General features: G+C 71.2%; 13 protein-coding genes and 1 pseudogene. 11 read left to right on the forward strand and 3 right to left on the reverse strand.

Features of this window, described 5'->3' with window-relative positions:
• Positions 1–38: 38 nt before the first annotated feature.
• Positions 39–896 (reverse strand): DUF3109 family protein, encoded by an 858-nt coding sequence (locus tag ACZ66S_RS21035; protein WP_469902997.1) that lies wholly within the window; start codon positions 894–896, stop codon positions 39–41.
• A 71-nt stretch (positions 897–967) separates the two neighbouring features.
• Between ACZ66S_RS21035 and ACZ66S_RS21040 the strand changes: the two genes are divergently transcribed.
• From ACZ66S_RS21040 to ilvD, 4 genes are all read left to right on the forward strand, one after another.
• Positions 968–1,909: a Ppx/GppA family phosphatase gene (locus ACZ66S_RS21040; protein ID WP_469902998.1), complete on the forward strand. Its 942-nt coding sequence runs from the start codon at positions 968–970 to the stop codon at positions 1,907–1,909.
• A 115-nt stretch (positions 1,910–2,024) separates the two neighbouring features.
• Positions 2,025–2,849 (forward strand): sugar phosphate isomerase/epimerase family protein, encoded by an 825-nt coding sequence (locus tag ACZ66S_RS21045; RefSeq protein WP_469902999.1) that lies wholly within the window; start codon positions 2,025–2,027, stop codon positions 2,847–2,849.
• Entirely contained in the window at positions 2,846–3,457 is a 612-nt protein-coding gene (locus ACZ66S_RS21050; RefSeq protein WP_469903000.1) for a TetR/AcrR family transcriptional regulator, read from the forward strand. Before ACZ66S_RS21045 ends, ACZ66S_RS21050 begins: the two co-directional genes overlap by 4 nt.
• A gap of 100 nt (positions 3,458–3,557) precedes the next feature.
• Positions 3,558–5,411 (forward strand): dihydroxy-acid dehydratase, encoded by a 1,854-nt coding sequence (gene ilvD, locus ACZ66S_RS21055; protein ID WP_469903001.1) that lies wholly within the window; start codon positions 3,558–3,560, stop codon positions 5,409–5,411.
• Positions 5,412–5,494: 83 nt separating this feature from the next.
• Here the strand turns inward: ilvD and ACZ66S_RS21060 are convergent, their stop codons facing one another.
• Positions 5,495–7,591, reverse strand: coding sequence for a serine/threonine-protein kinase (locus tag ACZ66S_RS21060; RefSeq protein ID WP_469903002.1), 2,097 nt, complete (start codon positions 7,589–7,591; stop codon positions 5,495–5,497).
• A 182-nt stretch (positions 7,592–7,773) separates the two neighbouring features.
• Here ACZ66S_RS21060 and ACZ66S_RS21065 point away from each other — a divergent pair, with 182 nt between their 5' ends.
• From ACZ66S_RS21065 to proC, 7 genes and pseudogenes are all read left to right on the forward strand, one after another.
• The gene (locus tag ACZ66S_RS21065; protein WP_365461211.1) at positions 7,774–8,100 is read left to right on the forward strand and encodes an SH3 domain-containing protein; all 327 of its coding nucleotides are present in this window, start codon (positions 7,774–7,776) and stop codon (positions 8,098–8,100) included.
• Between the two features lie 33 nt (positions 8,101–8,133).
• Positions 8,134–8,386: pseudogene (locus ACZ66S_RS21070) on the forward strand (peptidase); the annotation flags it as partial.
• A gap of 44 nt (positions 8,387–8,430) precedes the next feature.
• The gene (locus tag ACZ66S_RS21075) at positions 8,431–8,937 is read left to right on the forward strand and encodes an EamA/RhaT family transporter (protein WP_469903003.1); all 507 of its coding nucleotides are present in this window, start codon (positions 8,431–8,433) and stop codon (positions 8,935–8,937) included.
• A 223-nt stretch (positions 8,938–9,160) separates the two neighbouring features.
• Positions 9,161–9,940 (forward strand): class I SAM-dependent methyltransferase, encoded by a 780-nt coding sequence (locus tag ACZ66S_RS21080; protein WP_469903004.1) that lies wholly within the window; start codon positions 9,161–9,163, stop codon positions 9,938–9,940.
• A 769-nt stretch (positions 9,941–10,709) separates the two neighbouring features.
• On the forward strand, positions 10,710–11,525 hold the full coding sequence (locus tag ACZ66S_RS21085; RefSeq protein ID WP_469903005.1) for an ABC transporter ATP-binding protein: 816 nt from the start codon (positions 10,710–10,712) through the stop codon (positions 11,523–11,525).
• Positions 11,522–12,304 carry an ABC transporter permease gene (locus tag ACZ66S_RS21090; RefSeq protein ID WP_469903006.1) on the forward strand — a complete coding sequence of 261 codons (783 nt, stop codon included), beginning with the start codon at positions 11,522–11,524 and terminating at the stop codon, positions 12,302–12,304. The genes ACZ66S_RS21085 and ACZ66S_RS21090 overlap by 4 nt, the downstream gene beginning before the upstream one ends.
• A gap of 94 nt (positions 12,305–12,398) precedes the next feature.
• On the forward strand, positions 12,399–13,211 hold the full coding sequence (gene proC, locus ACZ66S_RS21095; RefSeq protein WP_469903007.1) for a pyrroline-5-carboxylate reductase: 813 nt from the start codon (positions 12,399–12,401) through the stop codon (positions 13,209–13,211).
• Between the two features lie 95 nt (positions 13,212–13,306).
• Here proC and trpS read toward each other — a convergent pair whose 3' ends face one another.
• On the reverse strand, positions 13,307–14,428 hold the full coding sequence (trpS, locus tag ACZ66S_RS21100) for a tryptophan--tRNA ligase (RefSeq protein WP_469903008.1): 1,122 nt from the start codon (positions 14,426–14,428) through the stop codon (positions 13,307–13,309).
• Positions 14,429–14,958 lie beyond the last annotated feature (530 nt).

The raw sequence follows: 14,958 nt of genomic DNA on the forward strand, positions 1-14,958 counted from the left end.
CACCACAGGCGTGCCCCTGGCACCCCCGTCCGCGTCCCTCAGACGGTCGGATCCGCCGGATGCGGTGCCACCAGGGGCAGTTGGGAGGCCAGGCGTTGCTCGCAGAGCTCGACCAGGCGGTCGTAGCCCTCCTTGCCCATCAGCTCGATCAGTTCGGGGCGGTAGGAGACGTAGACCGGGTCGCCGGCGCCGTGTGCCGAGGTCGCCGACGTGCACCACCAGTGCAGGTCGTGACCCCCCGGGCCCCAGCCGCGCCGGTCGTACTCCCCGATGGACACCTGGAGGACGCGGGTGTCGTCGGGCCGGTCGATCCACTCGTACGTCCGCCGCACCGGGAGCTGCCAGCAGACGTCCGGCTTGGTCTCCAGCGGCTCGCGGCCCTCCCGCAGGGCCAGGATGTGCAGCGAGCAGCCCTGGCCGCCCGGGAAGCCCGGCCGGTTCTGGAAGATGCAGGAGCCCTCGAAGGGGCGGGTCTGCCGGTCGCCGTCCTCGTCCTCCGAGACCCAGCCGCCCCGCGTGCCCTCGGCGTGGTGCTGCCAGATGTCCGGAGTGAGTCGCGCCACGTGCTCGGCGACCCGCTGCTCGTCGTCCTCGTCGGAGAAGTGGGCACCCAGAGTGCAGCACCCGTCGTCCGCCCGGCCCGCCCGGATGCCCTGGCAGCCGCTGCCGAAGATGCAGTTCCACCGAGAGGTCAGCCATGTCAGATCGCAGCGGAAGACCTGCTCGTCGTCCGCCGGATCCGGGAACTCCACCCACGCGCGCGCGAAGTCGAGGCCCTTCTCGTCGGCCTTCAGAGCCTTCAGGGCCTTCCGCGACTGCTTCGGCGGCTTCACCCGCGAAGGACCGTCGGCAGATACGGCCGTTTTGTCGTCCTTCACCTTTTTCGTCTTTGGCACGCGTCCAGGGTAAGTCGCCCGAGGCCCCTCCGGAGACAGTCGAACGCCCTGCTGGCAGTAGCGTTCCCTACATGAGACTCGGTGTCCTCGACGTGGGATCGAACACGGTGCACCTGCTGGTGGTGGACGCGCACCCCGGCGCCCGGCCCCTGCCCGCGCACTCGCACAAGGCGGAACTGCGCCTTGCCCAACTCCTCGACGAGGCCGGGGCGATCGGTCCCGAGGGCGTCGAGAAACTGGTCTCCGTCGTCAAGGACGCGCTCCAGGCCGCCGAGGACAAGGGCGTCGAGAACCTGCTGCCGTTCGCCACCTCCGCCGTCCGCGAGGCCGGCAACGCCGACGACGTCCTCGCGCGCGTGCGGGCCGAGACCGGCGTCGAGCTCCAGGTCCTCACCGGCGCCGAGGAGGCCCGTCTCACCTTCCTCGCCGCCCGCCGCTGGTTCGGCTGGTCGGCGGGCAAGCTGCTGGTCCTCGACATCGGCGGCGGCTCCCTGGAGATCGCCTACGGCATCGACGAGGAACCGGACGCGGCGGTGTCCCTGCCGCTGGGCGCGGGCCGTCTCACCGCGGGCTGGCTCCCCGGCGACCCCCCGAGCCCGGACGACGTCCGGTCCCTGCGCCGGCACGTGCGCGCCCAGATCGCGCGTACGGTCGGTGAGTTCGCCCGCTTCGGCGCCCCCGACCACGTGGTCGCCACCTCCAAGACCTTCAAGCAGCTCGCCCGCCTGGCCGGCGCCGCCCGCTCCGCCGAGGGCCTGTACGTCCAGCGCGAGCTGAAACGCGAGTCCCTGGAGGCCTGGGTCCCGCGGCTGGCCGGCATGACGACGGACCAGCGGACGGAGCTCCCGGGCGTCTCGGAGGGCAGGGCGAACCAGCTCCTCGCGGGCGCCCTGGTGGCCGAGGGCGCGATGGATCTGTTCGGCGTGGAAACGGTCGAGATATGCCCGTGGGCGCTGAGGGAAGGCGTGATCCTGCGCAGACTTGACCACATGGGTTCCGCGCAGGGGCTCTAGGGGCGCGGGGAGATGTGTGCGCGACCACAGCGCACCCGTACCCGCCCAGTGGCAAGCGCCACAACGGCGAGCGGGCGTTCCGTCCCACCCCGGCGGACGCCGTAGGCTGACGACCGTGGCAGAACCAGTCGTACGGATCCCGGATGCGAAGGTCGCCCTCTCGACGGCTTCCGTCTACCCGGAGTCGACGGCGACGGCCTTCGAGATCGCCGCGCGTCTCGGGTACGACGGCGTCGAGGTCATGGTGTGGACCGACCCGGTCAGCCAGGACATCGACGCCCTGCGCCGCCTCTCCGACTATCACGGGATCCCCGTACTCGCCGTGCACGCCCCCTGCCTGCTCATCACGCAGCGGGTGTGGTCGACGGACCCCTGGGTCAAGCTCCAGCGGGCCCGGACGGCCGCCGAGAAGCTGGGCGCGAGCACGGTCGTCGTGCACCCGCCGTTCCGCTGGCAGCGCCAGTACGCCCGTGACTTCGTCAGCGGGATCTGGCGCATGGCCGGCGAGACGGACGTACGGTTCGCCGTCGAGAACATGTACCCCTGGCGCTACCGCGACCGCGAGATGCTCGCCTACGCCCCCGACTGGGACGTCACCAAGGACGACTACCGGCACTTCACGATCGACCTCAGCCACGCGGCGACCTCCCGGACCGACGCGATGCAGATGGTCGACCGGATGGGGGACCGGCTCGGCCACGTCCACCTCGCCGACGGCAAGGGTTCCGCGAAGGACGAGCACCTCGTGCCGGGGCGCGGCGGCCAGCCCTGCGCCGAGCTCCTGGAGCGCCTCGCGCTGACCGGCTTCGACGGCCATGTCGTCATCGAGGTCAACACCCGCCGCGCGATGTCCGGCGCCGAACGCGAGGCCGATCTCGCCGAGGCCCTGGCCTTCACCCGCCTCCACCTGGCCTCGCCGGTGAAGGTGCCGCGGCGGTGAGCGACGTCACCGCGCGAAGGCGCGGCCGGCCCCGGCGTACGGAATCCGACGGAGCCGGCACCCGCGACCGGATCCTCCTCGCGGCCCGGGAGGAGTTCTCCGAGCGGGGCTACGAGAAGACGTCCGTGCGCGGGATCGCCAAGGCCGCGGGGGTCGACTCGGCCCTGGTCCACCACTATTTCGGCACCAAGGAACAGGTCTTCGAGGCGGCCGTGGAGGTCGCCGCCGCGCCCGCCCTGAGCGCGCCCGACGCACTCGCCGAGGGGCCCGTGGAGGAGGTCGGGGAGCGCCTGACCCGGTTCATCTTCGGCGTCTGGGAGAACCCCGCGACGCGTATGCCGCTCCTGGCGATCGTCCGCTCCGCCGTGACCAACGAGACCGCGGCCACCGTCTTCCGCCGCCTCGTCGCCTCCCAGTTGCTGCGCCGCATCGCCGACCGGTTGGACCTGCCGGACGCGGAGCTGCGGGCGGAGCTCGCGGCCGCGCAGCTCGTGGGGACGGCCATGCTGCGGTACGTGATCAAGGTGGAGCCGCTGGCGTCCACGGACGTCGAGCAGATCATCGCGCGAGTGGCCCCGGTGGTGCAGGGCCACCTGACCGGCCCCTGACCCGAGACGGGCGTCCCGCATTCCGGACACCCTGTCCCGCCCCCTGGATGACCGGCGTACGCTCGATAGCAGCCAGAACTGTCTGAAGGAGCGAGCGACGATGCCCGAGCTGAGGTCCCGCACAGTCACCCACGGCCGCAACATGGCGGGCGCCCGCGCCCTTATGCGCGCCTCCGGTGTACCCGGTGCGGACATCGGCCGCAAGCCGATCATCGCGGTCGCGAACTCCTTCACGGAGTTCGTGCCGGGTCACACCCACCTCCAGCCGGTCGGCCGGATCGTCTCCGAGGCGATCGTGGCGGCGGGCGGCATCCCGCGCGAGTTCAACACCATCGCCGTCGACGACGGCATCGCGATGGGACACGGCGGGATGCTCTACAGCCTCCCCTCCCGCGACCTGATCGCGGACTCCGTCGAGTACATGGTCGAGGCCCACTGCGCCGACGCCCTGATCTGCATCTCCAACTGCGACAAGATCACCCCGGGCATGCTGAACGCCGCGCTGCGGCTCAACATCCCCACGGTCTTCGTCTCCGGCGGCCCGATGGAGTCCGGCCGCGCGACCCTCGTGGACGGCACGGTCCGCACGCTCGACCTTGTCGACGCGATGTCCGACGCGGTGAACGAGAAGATCTCCGACGAGGACATGCTCCGCATCGAGGAGAACGCCTGTCCGACCTGCGGAAGCTGTTCCGGCATGTTCACGGCCAACTCGATGAACTGCCTGACGGAGGCCATCGGCCTCTCGCTCCCCGGCAACGGCTCGGTCCTGGCCACCCACACGGCCCGCAAACAGCTCTACGTCGACGCGGCCGAGACGGTCATGGACATCACCCGCCGCTACTACGAGCAGGACGACGAGACGGTCCTGCCGCGCAATGTCGCCACCTTCGCGGCGTTCGAGAACGCCATGGCCCTCGACATCGCCATGGGCGGCTCCACCAACACGATCCTGCACCTGCTGGCGGCCGCCCAGGAGGCCGGCGTCCCCTTCGGCCTGGCCGAGATCGACGAGGTCTCCCGCCGCGTCCCCTGCCTCGCGAAGGTCGCCCCGAACGTGGCGAAGAACCGCACGTACTACATGGAGGACGTGCACCGCGCCGGCGGCATCCCCGCCCTCCTCGGCGAACTGCACCGCGCGGGCCTGCTGAACGAGGACGTGCACTCGGTCCACAGCCCCTCCCTCGCGGACTGGCTCAAGACCTGGGACGTGCGCGGCGGTTCGCCCTCCCCGAAGGCCCTCGAACTGTGGCACGCGGCCCCCGGCTGCGTCCGCTCCGCCGAGGCCTTCTCCCAGTCGGAGCGCTGGGCCTCCCTGGACGAGGACGCCGCCGAGGGCTGCATCCGCAGCGTCGAGCACGCCTACTCCAAGGACGGCGGCCTGGCGGTCCTCAAGGGCAACCTCGCGGTCGACGGCTGTGTCGTGAAGACGGCCGGCGTCGACGAGTCGATCTGGACGTTCGAGGGCCCGGCGGTCGTCTGCGAGTCGCAGGAGGAGGCCGTCCAGAAGATCCTCACCCAGCAGGTCAAGGAGGGCGACGTCGTCGTCATCCGCTACGAGGGCCCCAAGGGCGGCCCCGGCATGCAGGAGATGCTCTACCCGACCTCGTACCTGAAGGGCCGCGGCCTCGGCAAGGCCTGCGCCCTGATCACCGACGGCCGCTTCTCCGGCGGCACCTCCGGCCTGTCCATCGGCCACGCCTCCCCGGAGGCGGCGGCCGGCGGCACCATCGCCCTCGTCGAGGACGGCGACCGCATCCGCATCGACATCCCCGGTCGCACGATCGAGCTCCTGGTCGACGACGCCGAGCTGGCGCGCCGCGAGGCCGCACTGGGCGGCGTGTACGCCCCGAAGAACCGCGAGCGCAAGGTGTCGGCGGCGCTGCGGGCCTACGCCGCGATGGCGACCAGCGCGGACAAGGGCGCGGTGCGGGACGTGTCGAAGCTGGGCTGAGTTCCCGTTCGACGGGGGCCGTCCCTTCGGGGCGGCCCCTTCGGCGTGCTCGCGTCACCGGCCCGTGCGTGCCAGCCTGCGCGTCACCAGCCCGAGGGCTTGCGGGCGTCCACGGCGAAGACGGTGCCGTCGGGGGCGGTGGCGTAGACGTGGTGGGTGGCGAGAGCGGGTCTGGGCAGCGTTGCGGCCACCTCGCTCCCGCTGGTGCCGAGCCTCGACGGCGTCTGCCCGACGAGGGTGCCCCTGTGCGCGTCCACGGCGAGCAGCCGCCCGTCGGTAGCGGTGACGAAGACGTGGCTGCCGTCCGAGACCGGGACGGACCCACGGCTGACGGACGTCTCCAGATGCCACAACCGTCGGCCCGTGTCGAGGGCGACGGCCTCCAGCGAGCCCCCTGCGGCCAGGACGTAGGCGACGCCGTCGTGCACCGTGGCCTGGGCGCCCTGGCGGGGCACGCGCAGGGTCACCTTCCGGGTCGCCCTGGACTCGGGGGTGTAGCGGACCACGGCCTTGGCATAGTCGAAGACCTGGTCGACGGAGAGGAAGCAGACCGATCCGTCCTCGGAGCCGATCGGCGTCAGGGCACCGTCGAGACGTTCGTCCCAGCGCACATCACCCGTGGCCGGGTCCACGGCGGTGACCCGGGTGGTCGACTCGTCGACGGACGTACTCGTCACGTACAACAACGGGTCACCGGGGAACGTGGAGAATGACGGCGTGACATGGCCGGGTATCTCCTTGCTCCACCTGGTGTCGCCGGTCGCGCTGTCCACACCGGTCATCGTCCCGTCCGCCTCGGCGACCAGGAGCATGCCCCCGGTCGACCACATGCCGTTGTACGTCGGCACGTCACGCTGCCAACGCGCCCGGCCCGACGCGGGATCGAGCGCCTCCAGGTGGGTGCCGTAGTCGGCCAATGGCTGTACGAGGCCGCCGGAGAGGACAGGCGGGACGCTCCAACGGTCCGTGTCGGCGGAGTGGCGCCACAGCAGGCTGCCGTCGGACGGGTCCAGGGCGTAGACCGAACCCGAGCGGACACAGAGGAGCCTGCCCGCTCCGTAGGAGCACCGGGGCGTGCCCTTGCCCCCGGATTCGGGTCGCGCGGCCCAAGCGCGGAACGCACCGGCCTTGGCCTGGGGTGTGCCGGTGCCTTTCGCCTCGACCTTTCCTGCGTCAGGCAGTTGGACAGAAGCGAACACACCGGCCGCGACCAGGACGAACGCTCCGCCGACGCACAACGTGATCCGACGCAGACGCCGCTTGGGTTGTCGTACCGGCTCCGCGACCTCCTGCTCGGGCTCCGGCACCTCACCCGTGCGCTGCGCCGGTATGAACGCCTGCGTGTCGTACGAGGCCGCCACCGACCGCAGTTCCCGCATCAACTCGTCCGGAGTCGGACGGTCCTCGGGCTCCTTCGCGAGACAGCGCATGATGAGCGGCGCGAGATTCGCCGGTACGCCGGTCAGGTCCGGCTCGTCGTGCACGACCTGGTAGGCGACCACGTACGGGCTGTCCGAGTCGAAGGGCCCGCGTCCGGTCGCCGCATGGACCATCACGGACCCGAGCGCGAAGACGTCGGCGGCGGGACCGACCTCCCGGGGACGCCGGAACTGCTCGGGCGCCATGAACGGGGGAGTGCCGATCAACTTCCCCGTCTCGGTGCGCAGTTCGCTGTCCTTTGGCCGGGAAATGCCGAAGTCGATGACCTTCGGGCCGTCGTCGGCGAGCAGCACGTTGCTCGGCTTGAGGTCCCGGTGGACCACCCCGACCCGATGGATGTCCCGCAGCGCCTCCGCGAGCCCGGCCATCAGCCGACGCAACTCGGCAGGCGCCATGGGACCGTTCCGCTTCACCTCGTCGGAGAGCGTCGGTCCGGGGATGAACAGCGTGGCCATCCACGGCCGTTCGGCATCGGGGTCGGCATCGACGACGGACGCGGTGAACGCCCCGCTCACCTTCCGCGCCGCCGCCACCTCCTGCCGGAAACGCCCCCTGAACTCGGGATCCCTGGCGAACTCGGCATGCACGATCTTCACCGCGAGCTTCATCCCCGAGGTGCTGCGCGCGACATGCACGACGCCCATCCCGCCGGACCCGAGGAATGACTCCAGCCGGTAGTGACCGGCGTACTCGGGAAGTTCCGCTTCCGCGCCCGCTCCGGTGTTGCTCTGTGGCGCCATGGAACCACCCCCGTGCTGATCGTCCGCGCGCGCGACGCACGGAGCCTAGTCGATGACTCGTTCGGGACAGAGGCGGCTTGCTAGTCTCCGCGTGCGAGTTGCGTACATGTGTTTCATGGCGTGATTTAGGGGAATCAACGGGACCCCATGGCAGTCATGGGGAGCAACGGGGGAGGATTTTCATGTCTGTTGAGCGCGTCGAAGAAGTCGAGAACGGCGAGAGCAGGACCGTCACGACGGCAGTCGCCGCAACGGCGGCCGTGCACTACTACTCGGTCGCCCCGGGCTACCGCCTCAACGTCCGCCGAGGCCCCGGCACCCAGTACGGCATCGTCCGGGTCCTGCCCGAAGGCGCGCAGGTCGCGATCTTCTGCCAGACGCCGGGGACGTCGGTGGTCGGTCCGTACGGCACGTCGAACATCTGGGACAACATCGCCAACGGTGAGTTCGTCTCGGACGCCTACGTTCTCACCGGCAGCGACGGCTACGTCGCCTCGCGCTGCGGCTGATCTCGGCACCCATCCGAAGGGGATCCACCAGCGTCGATACGCCATTACGCGGTGGCTCCCGGCTTACCGGCTGAACGTGCGCAGCGGACCCAGCACGGTCTACAGCCTCGTCCGGGTGCTACCCGAGGGCTCCATGGTCCCGATCCACTGCCAGACACCGGGGCAGACGGTGACAGGTCCGTACGGCACCTCGAACATCTGGGACAACATCAGCAATGGCCAGTACGTCTCCGACGCGTACATCAACACCGGCAGCGACGGATACGTGGCCGACCGCTGCTCCTGATCCCCGGCGGGAGCCCGCCCCCGTCCCGGAGCCATAATCGTCCCGTGAGCGACGAACCCGGCCCCCAGGACACCGCGGGCTCCCCAGCCGGCACCCCCCACCCCGAGCCGATCCGTTTCTTCGGCACCACCTGGGTGAACCACGACAGCGGCTACGCCCTCCGCCGCGCCGGCGCCGCCGTTGGCTCCCTCGCCGCCGCCGTGGCCTCCTGCCTGGTCCTCCGCTTCGCCTACGAGGGCCTCCAGATCGCCGACACCGGCAGCTTCGTGACCCTCCTCGTCATCGCGATGTTCGCCATCTGCAGCGCGCTGGCCTTCCGCAACACCTGGGACGGCTTCGGCAAGCGCCCCGACCCCGACCGCCAGGCCTCCCTCCGCGGCCTCCTGGCCATCGGTTTCGTCGGATCCCTCCTCGCGTACTTCTTCCGCTCCCTCGCGGAGGCCCCGGGCGAGAAGCTGCACCGGCAGGAGTACGAGGCCGCCCTGCGGGAGCACGAGAAGCGCGGCGCCCGCCGCACGGGGAACCCGGCGAAGAAGAAGCGCCGCCGCTGAGCCCTGCCGGTCAGCCGCAGCCGTCGTCACGGCCGGGGGCTCAACACCAACCTGAACGCACTCGCCTCAACCGGGCGTCGGCGAGCTGCTGGGCCGCTCCGACGGCGCGCTCACCGGCGGCGGGAGTACCACCCTGCCGGCGCCCCGCAGTCGTGGCACCCGCAGGGCGTTCTCTCACCCAAAACACACCGCCGCCCGCTCCCTCTGCGGCCACCATGGCCTCATGGCCGCCTCCTTCCACACCGCCCGAGCCCACTCCTTCAACGCCGCCGCAGCCCAGTACGCCGCCAACCGCCCCTCCTATCCGCCCGCACTCCTCGACACGATCGAGGAACTCGCCGGCCGCCCCCTCAGCGGAGCCCGGGTCGCCGACATCGGGGCCGGCACCGGCATAGCGACCGCCCTGCTGCACGCCCGGGGCGCCGAGGTCCTCGCGGTCGAACCCGGCGACGGCATGGCCGAACAGTTCCGCCGCACCCACCCCCACCTCCCGATCATCAGGGGCGACGGCAACGACCTCCCCCTCCTCACCGACTCCGCCGACCTCCTCACCTACGCCCAGTCCTGGCACTGGACCGACCCGGCCCGCGCGGTCCCGGAAGCCTGCCGCGTCCTGCGCCCGGGCGGCGCCCTGGCCCTGTGGTGGAACACCTACGCCCTCGACATCCCCTGGATCACCGGCCAGGTCACCCGGGTCGCCGAGCACTTCAAGGAGTACGGCGCCCACCCGGCCGTCGAGGTGAACGGCAACGGAGCCCGCGCCGCCCAGGCCGACCCCAGCGGCCGCCTGGACTTCACTCACCGAGTGGTCCGCTGGAGCCGCCGCGTGCCCGTCGACACCCACCTCGCCAACATCGGCAGCCACTCCCTGTTCCTGGTCGCGGGCGAGGAGCACACGGCCGACTTCCTCACCGAGGAGCGCCGCATCCTGCTCCAGCGCTTCCCCGACGGCACCGTCGAGGAGACCTACGACGTCGAACTGCTGCTCGCCCGCAACCCCTGACCCAGACGTGGCCACACCCACGCCCCAGCACCCGAAAGAGCCGCAGGACCGAGGCATGCCCGGCGCCCGCGGCCACACCCACGCCCCAGCGCCCGAGTGAGCCGCAGGACCGAGGCATGCCCGGCACCCGCGGGGGCTGCCGATGCGGTCTCCTGGGCGCACCGCCGGCTCCCCCTGCGGTGCGCCCACCGCCACCCCCGGCTCCCGATCGCGGGCCCGCCCAACACACCCCCGTCGGCCTCCCGTCACTTCCGGCCGCGGGCCGGTCCGTCTCCACCACGCACCGGCCGCCCGGCCGTCCCGTCGCAGATCGCGCGGCTCCCCCCGGGCCCACCGCTCCGGGGCGCGGATCTGCACACCCGCGCGCGCTCGGAGCCGCTGCTCCGACCGTGGACCCACGCGACGTGCACCTGCGTCCCGCACGATCACGGCCGTCGTTGCGAGAGCGCCCGGCCCGCTGCTCCCGGTCGCGGGTCCGCCCACCGCCCCGCGCGCCCGGAGCCGCTGCCCCGACCGTGGACCCACCCGAAGTGCACCCGCATCCCGCACGATCACGGCCGCCATCGCGACAGCGCCCCGGCCGCCCGCGCCCCTGCCCCACGCGCCCCTGCCCCACGCGCCTCTGCCCCGGCCCCGCTCCATGCCCCAGTCCTTGCCGCCCCGCACGCAACCGCCCAACCCCACCACCGCCCAACCCCACCACCGCGCGCCCCCGCCTCCGCACCCGATCCGCTTGACGACTCAAACCCTCAGGAGCATTATTCATCGCATGATGAATAAAGAGCCCGGACCGCCCGCCGACAGCACGGACCAAGGGCCCGCCGCACCCGCCGTCCATGCCGACGGCCTCACCGTCGTCCGCGGCCCCCGCACCGTCCTGCGCGGCCTCGCCTTCGACGTGCCACGCGGCCAGATCACGGGCCTCCTCGGCCCGTCGGGCTGCGGCAAGTCCACCCTGATGCGCTCGATCGTCGGCACCCAGGCCAAGGTCACCGGCACCCTCGACGTCCTCGGCCAACCCGCCGGCCACCCCGCCCTGCGCACCCGCATCGGCTACGTCACCCAGGCTCCCTCCGTCTACGACGACCTGACCGTCCGCCAGAACCTCGACTACTTCGCGGCGATCCTCGCCCCCGGCCGCGCCGCCGCCGACCGGCGCCACTCCGACGTCACCCGCGCCATCGACGACGTCGACCTCGCCAGCCACGCCGACTCCCTCGCGGGCAACCTATCCGGCGGCCAGCGCAGCCGGGTCTCCCTCGCCGTCGCCCTCCTCGGCGCCCCCGAACTCCTCGTCCTCGACGAACCCACCGTCGGCCTAGACCCCGTCCTGCGCCGTGACCTGTGGAACCTCTTCGACGACATCGCCGCCCGCCGCGGCGCCACCCTCCTCATCTCCTCCCACGTCATGGACGAGGCCGAGCGCTGCCACCGCCTCCTCCTGATGCGCCAGGGCGGGATCCTCGCCGACGACACCCCCGAAGCCCTCCGCACCCGCACCCACTCCGACTCGGTCGAGGAAGCCTTCCTCCACCTGGTCGACGAGGCCGTTGCTGCAAGCCGCACCAAGGAGCACACGCGATGACCACGACCACGCCGAGGCTCACCCCGGCCCCCACCAGCGGCCTCAGCCTCGCCCGCACCACCGCCACCGCGGCCCGGGTCCTGCGCCAGCTCCGCCACGACCCGCGCACCATCGCGATGATGATCCTGATCCCGTGCCTGATGCTGTTCCTGCTGCGCTACGTCTTCGACGGCAGCCCGCGCACCTTCGACAGCATCGGCGCCTCCCTCCTCGGGATCTTCCCGCTGATCACGATGTTCCTGGTCACCTCCATCGCCACCCTGCGCGAACGCACCTCCGGCACCCTCGAACGCCTCCTCGCCATGCCGCTCGGCAAGGGCGACCTCATCGCCGGCTACGCCCTCGCCTTCGGCACCCTCGCGATCATCCAGTCCGCCCTCGCCACCGGCCTCGCCGTCTGGTTCCTCGGCCTCGACGTCGTCGGCAGCCCATGGCTCCTGCTGCTGGTCGCCCTGCTCGACGCCCTGCTCGGCACCGCCCTGGGCCTGTTCGTCTCGGCCTTCGCGGCCTCCGAGTTCCAGGCCGTCCAGTTCATGCCGGCCGTGATCTTCCCCCAGCTCCTCCTCTGCGGCCTCTTCACCCCGCGCGACAACATGCACCCCGTCCTGGAGGCCATCTCCGACGTCCTGCCCATGTCCTACGCCGTCGACGGCATGAACGAGGTCCTCCGGCACACCGACATGACAGCGGCCTTCGTCCGCGACGCCCTGATCGTGGCGGGCTGCGCCCTGCTGGTCCTGGGTCTGGGAGCGGCGACCCTGAGGCGCCGGACCGCCTAGACCACCCAGGACCGCCCAGGAACACCACCGACCCCATGTCCCGCCCACCGGACAGCCGCCCTGCACCTCCCGGCCCGGTGCCAGACTGAACCGCATGAGCCAGAAAGTCGCAGTCCTCGGCACCGGCAAGATCGGCGAAGCCCTGCTCAGCGGAATGATCCGCGCCGGCTGGGCCCCGGCCGACCTCCTGGTCACCGCCCGCCGCCCCGAGCGAGCTGAGGAACTCCGCAGCCGCTACGGAGTCACCCAGGTCACCAACCCGGAGGCCGCCAAGACCGCCGACACCCTGATCCTCACGGTCAAGCCGCAGGACATGGGCGCCCTCCTCGACGAACTCGCCCCGCACGTGCCGACCGACCGCCTGGTCATCAGCGGCGCCGCCGGCATCCCCACCTCCTTCTTCGAGGAGCGCCTCGCCACGGGCACCCCGGTCGTCCGCGTCATGACCAACACCCCCGCCCTGGTCGACGAGGCCATGTCCGTCATCTCCGCCGGCACCCACGCCACCGCCGACCACCTCGCCCATACCGAGGAGATCTTCGGCGCCGTCGGCAAGACGCTCCGCGTCCCCGAGTGCCAGCAGGACGCCTGCACCGCGCTCTCCGGCTCCGGACCGGCGTACTTCTTCTACCTGGTCGAAGCCATGACCGACGCCGGCATCCTGCTCGGCCTGCCCCGCGACAAGGCCCACGACCTGATCGTCCAGTCCGCGATCGGCGCCGCCACGATGCTCCGCGACAGCGGCGAACACCCGGTCAAGCTGCGCGAGAACGTCACGTCCCCCGCGGGCACCACGATCAACGCCATCCGCGAACTCGAGAACCACGGCGTACGGGCCGCCCTCATCGCCGCCCTCGAAGCCGCACGCGACCGCAGCCGCGCACTGGCCTCCGGCAAGAAGGACTGACACCGACCGGGGGCGGCGGCCACCCCGCGGAAGCCACCGCGGCCACCACGAAAGCGAAGCCGCCCCCGCACAGCGCCACCCGGGCCCGCGCGCGCCTACCGAGCAGCGTTCAGCACGTCACCGCGCCCGACGGCGTCACCGCCCAGAGCAGCCGTATCCGAAGCCGCCGTATCTGATGCAGCCGTATCCGAAGCAGTCGTCTCCGAAGCGGCTGCATCCGAAGAGGCCGGCAGCAGCCCGATCGCGCGATAAGCGGCATCCACGGTCGGCCGCGCCATCGCCCGTGCCCTCTCCGCGCCATCCCGCAGCACCCCCTCCACATAGCCAGGATCCGCGCACAACTCCTTGTGCCTCTCCTGCACGGGCCTCAAGACCTCGACCACGGCCTCGGCGGTGTCCTTCTTCAAGGCGCCGTACGACTCATATACACCGCTCAGCTCCGATGGGTTCCCACCCGTGCAGGACGCGAGGATCTCCAGCAGGTTCGCCAGTCCCGGCCGGGCCTCCCGGTCGTACACGACCTCCCGACCGCCGTCGGTGACGGCCCGCATGACCTTCCTCCGCACGACGTCCGGCTCGTCGAGGAGATAGACGATCCCCGGCCCGGAGTCGTCGGACTTCCCCATCTTCGACAGGGGCTCCTGAAGGTTCATGACCCGCGCGCCCACCGTCGGCACGGTGGCCCGTGGCACCACGAACGTGTACCCGTACCGCTGGTTGAACCGCACCGCCAGGTCCCGCGTCAGCTCAACATGCTGAGCCTGGTCATCCCCGACCGGTACCTCGTTGGCCCCGTACGCCAGGATGTCCGCGGCCATCAGCACGGGATAGGTGAGCAGGGACAGCCGCACACTCCCGCCGCGAGCCCGCTCCCGAGCGGACTTCTCCTTGTACTGGATCATCCGCCGCATCTCGCCGTCCGTGGCCACGCACTCCAGTACGTACGACAGCCGCGCGTGCTCGTCCACATGGCTCTGCACGAACACGGTGCACAGCTCGGGATCCAGCCCCGACGCGAGCAGCAGCGTCGCCGCCTGCCGACTCAGCCGACGCACCCGCGCCGGATCGTGGTCGACGGTCAGGGCGTGCAGGTCGACGATGCAGAACAGCGACTCCGCCCGGTGCTGGTCCACCGCGGCCCACTGCCGCATGGCTCCCAGGTAGTTCCCCAGCGTCAGATGCCCCGTCGGCTTGACCCCGCTGAAGACCCGCGTCATCTCTCCACCTCCTGGTCGAGACCGCCGTCCCCGGCCGGCCGACCCTCAGCAGTTCTGGAGGGGGATACGCGAACGGCCGCCGAGGCGGCGGCCGTTGAGTGCATACGTGCTTACGGCCGCCTTCAGGCGGCCCACCACTGCTGGGTGCACGTACGCGTTGTCATGCCTGTCAGCCTACGCCTCCGGGGAGCCGTCCGGACCTGAGTTGACACTCCCCAGCCGGGTACGTAGTGTTCTCCGAGTTGTCCGACGTGAGCGCCGACCCCGGTCGGTCCCCGGACAGCCATTCCGCAGGTACCAGCCAACAAACGACGACAGTCGCTCTGTCTGCCGTCGCCGTATTGGCGTGCGTATTCGCGAAATGAGGAATCCACGTTCGAAAGGACGGCGGCCCCCCGATTAGCTCGGGAGCCGGGAATCCGCTAAAGTCTCACTCGTCGGAACGGCCCAACGGCCGGGAAGGCAAGCCCCTCTGACTGGGAATCAGGCCCGAAAGGATCTGATAGAGTCGGAACCGCCGGAAAGGGAAA

This window comes from Streptomyces sp. NPDC107471 (assembly GCF_055582845.1).

Excerpts from the sequence above, each read along its gene's own strand:
- trpS (WP_469903008.1), bottom strand. The coding sequence starts at position 14,428 with ATGACGCGGGTCTTCAGCGGGGTCAAGCCGACGGGGCATCTGACGCTG.
- ilvD (WP_469903001.1), top strand. The coding sequence starts at position 3,558 with ATGCCCGAGCTGAGGTCCCGCACAGTCACCCACGGCCGCAACATGGCG.
- ACZ66S_RS21090 (WP_469903006.1), top strand. The coding sequence starts at position 11,522 with ATGACCACGACCACGCCGAGGCTCACCCCGGCCCCCACCAGCGGCCTC.
- ACZ66S_RS21040 (WP_469902998.1), top strand. The coding sequence starts at position 968 with ATGAGACTCGGTGTCCTCGACGTGGGATCGAACACGGTGCACCTGCTG.
- ACZ66S_RS21065 (WP_365461211.1), top strand. The coding sequence starts at position 7,774 with ATGTCTGTTGAGCGCGTCGAAGAAGTCGAGAACGGCGAGAGCAGGACC.
- ACZ66S_RS21080 (WP_469903004.1), top strand. The coding sequence starts at position 9,161 with ATGGCCGCCTCCTTCCACACCGCCCGAGCCCACTCCTTCAACGCCGCC.
- proC (WP_469903007.1), top strand. The coding sequence starts at position 12,399 with ATGAGCCAGAAAGTCGCAGTCCTCGGCACCGGCAAGATCGGCGAAGCC.
- ACZ66S_RS21060 (WP_469903002.1), bottom strand. The coding sequence starts at position 7,591 with ATGGCGCCACAGAGCAACACCGGAGCGGGCGCGGAAGCGGAACTTCCC.
- ACZ66S_RS21085 (WP_469903005.1), top strand. The coding sequence starts at position 10,710 with ATGATGAATAAAGAGCCCGGACCGCCCGCCGACAGCACGGACCAAGGG.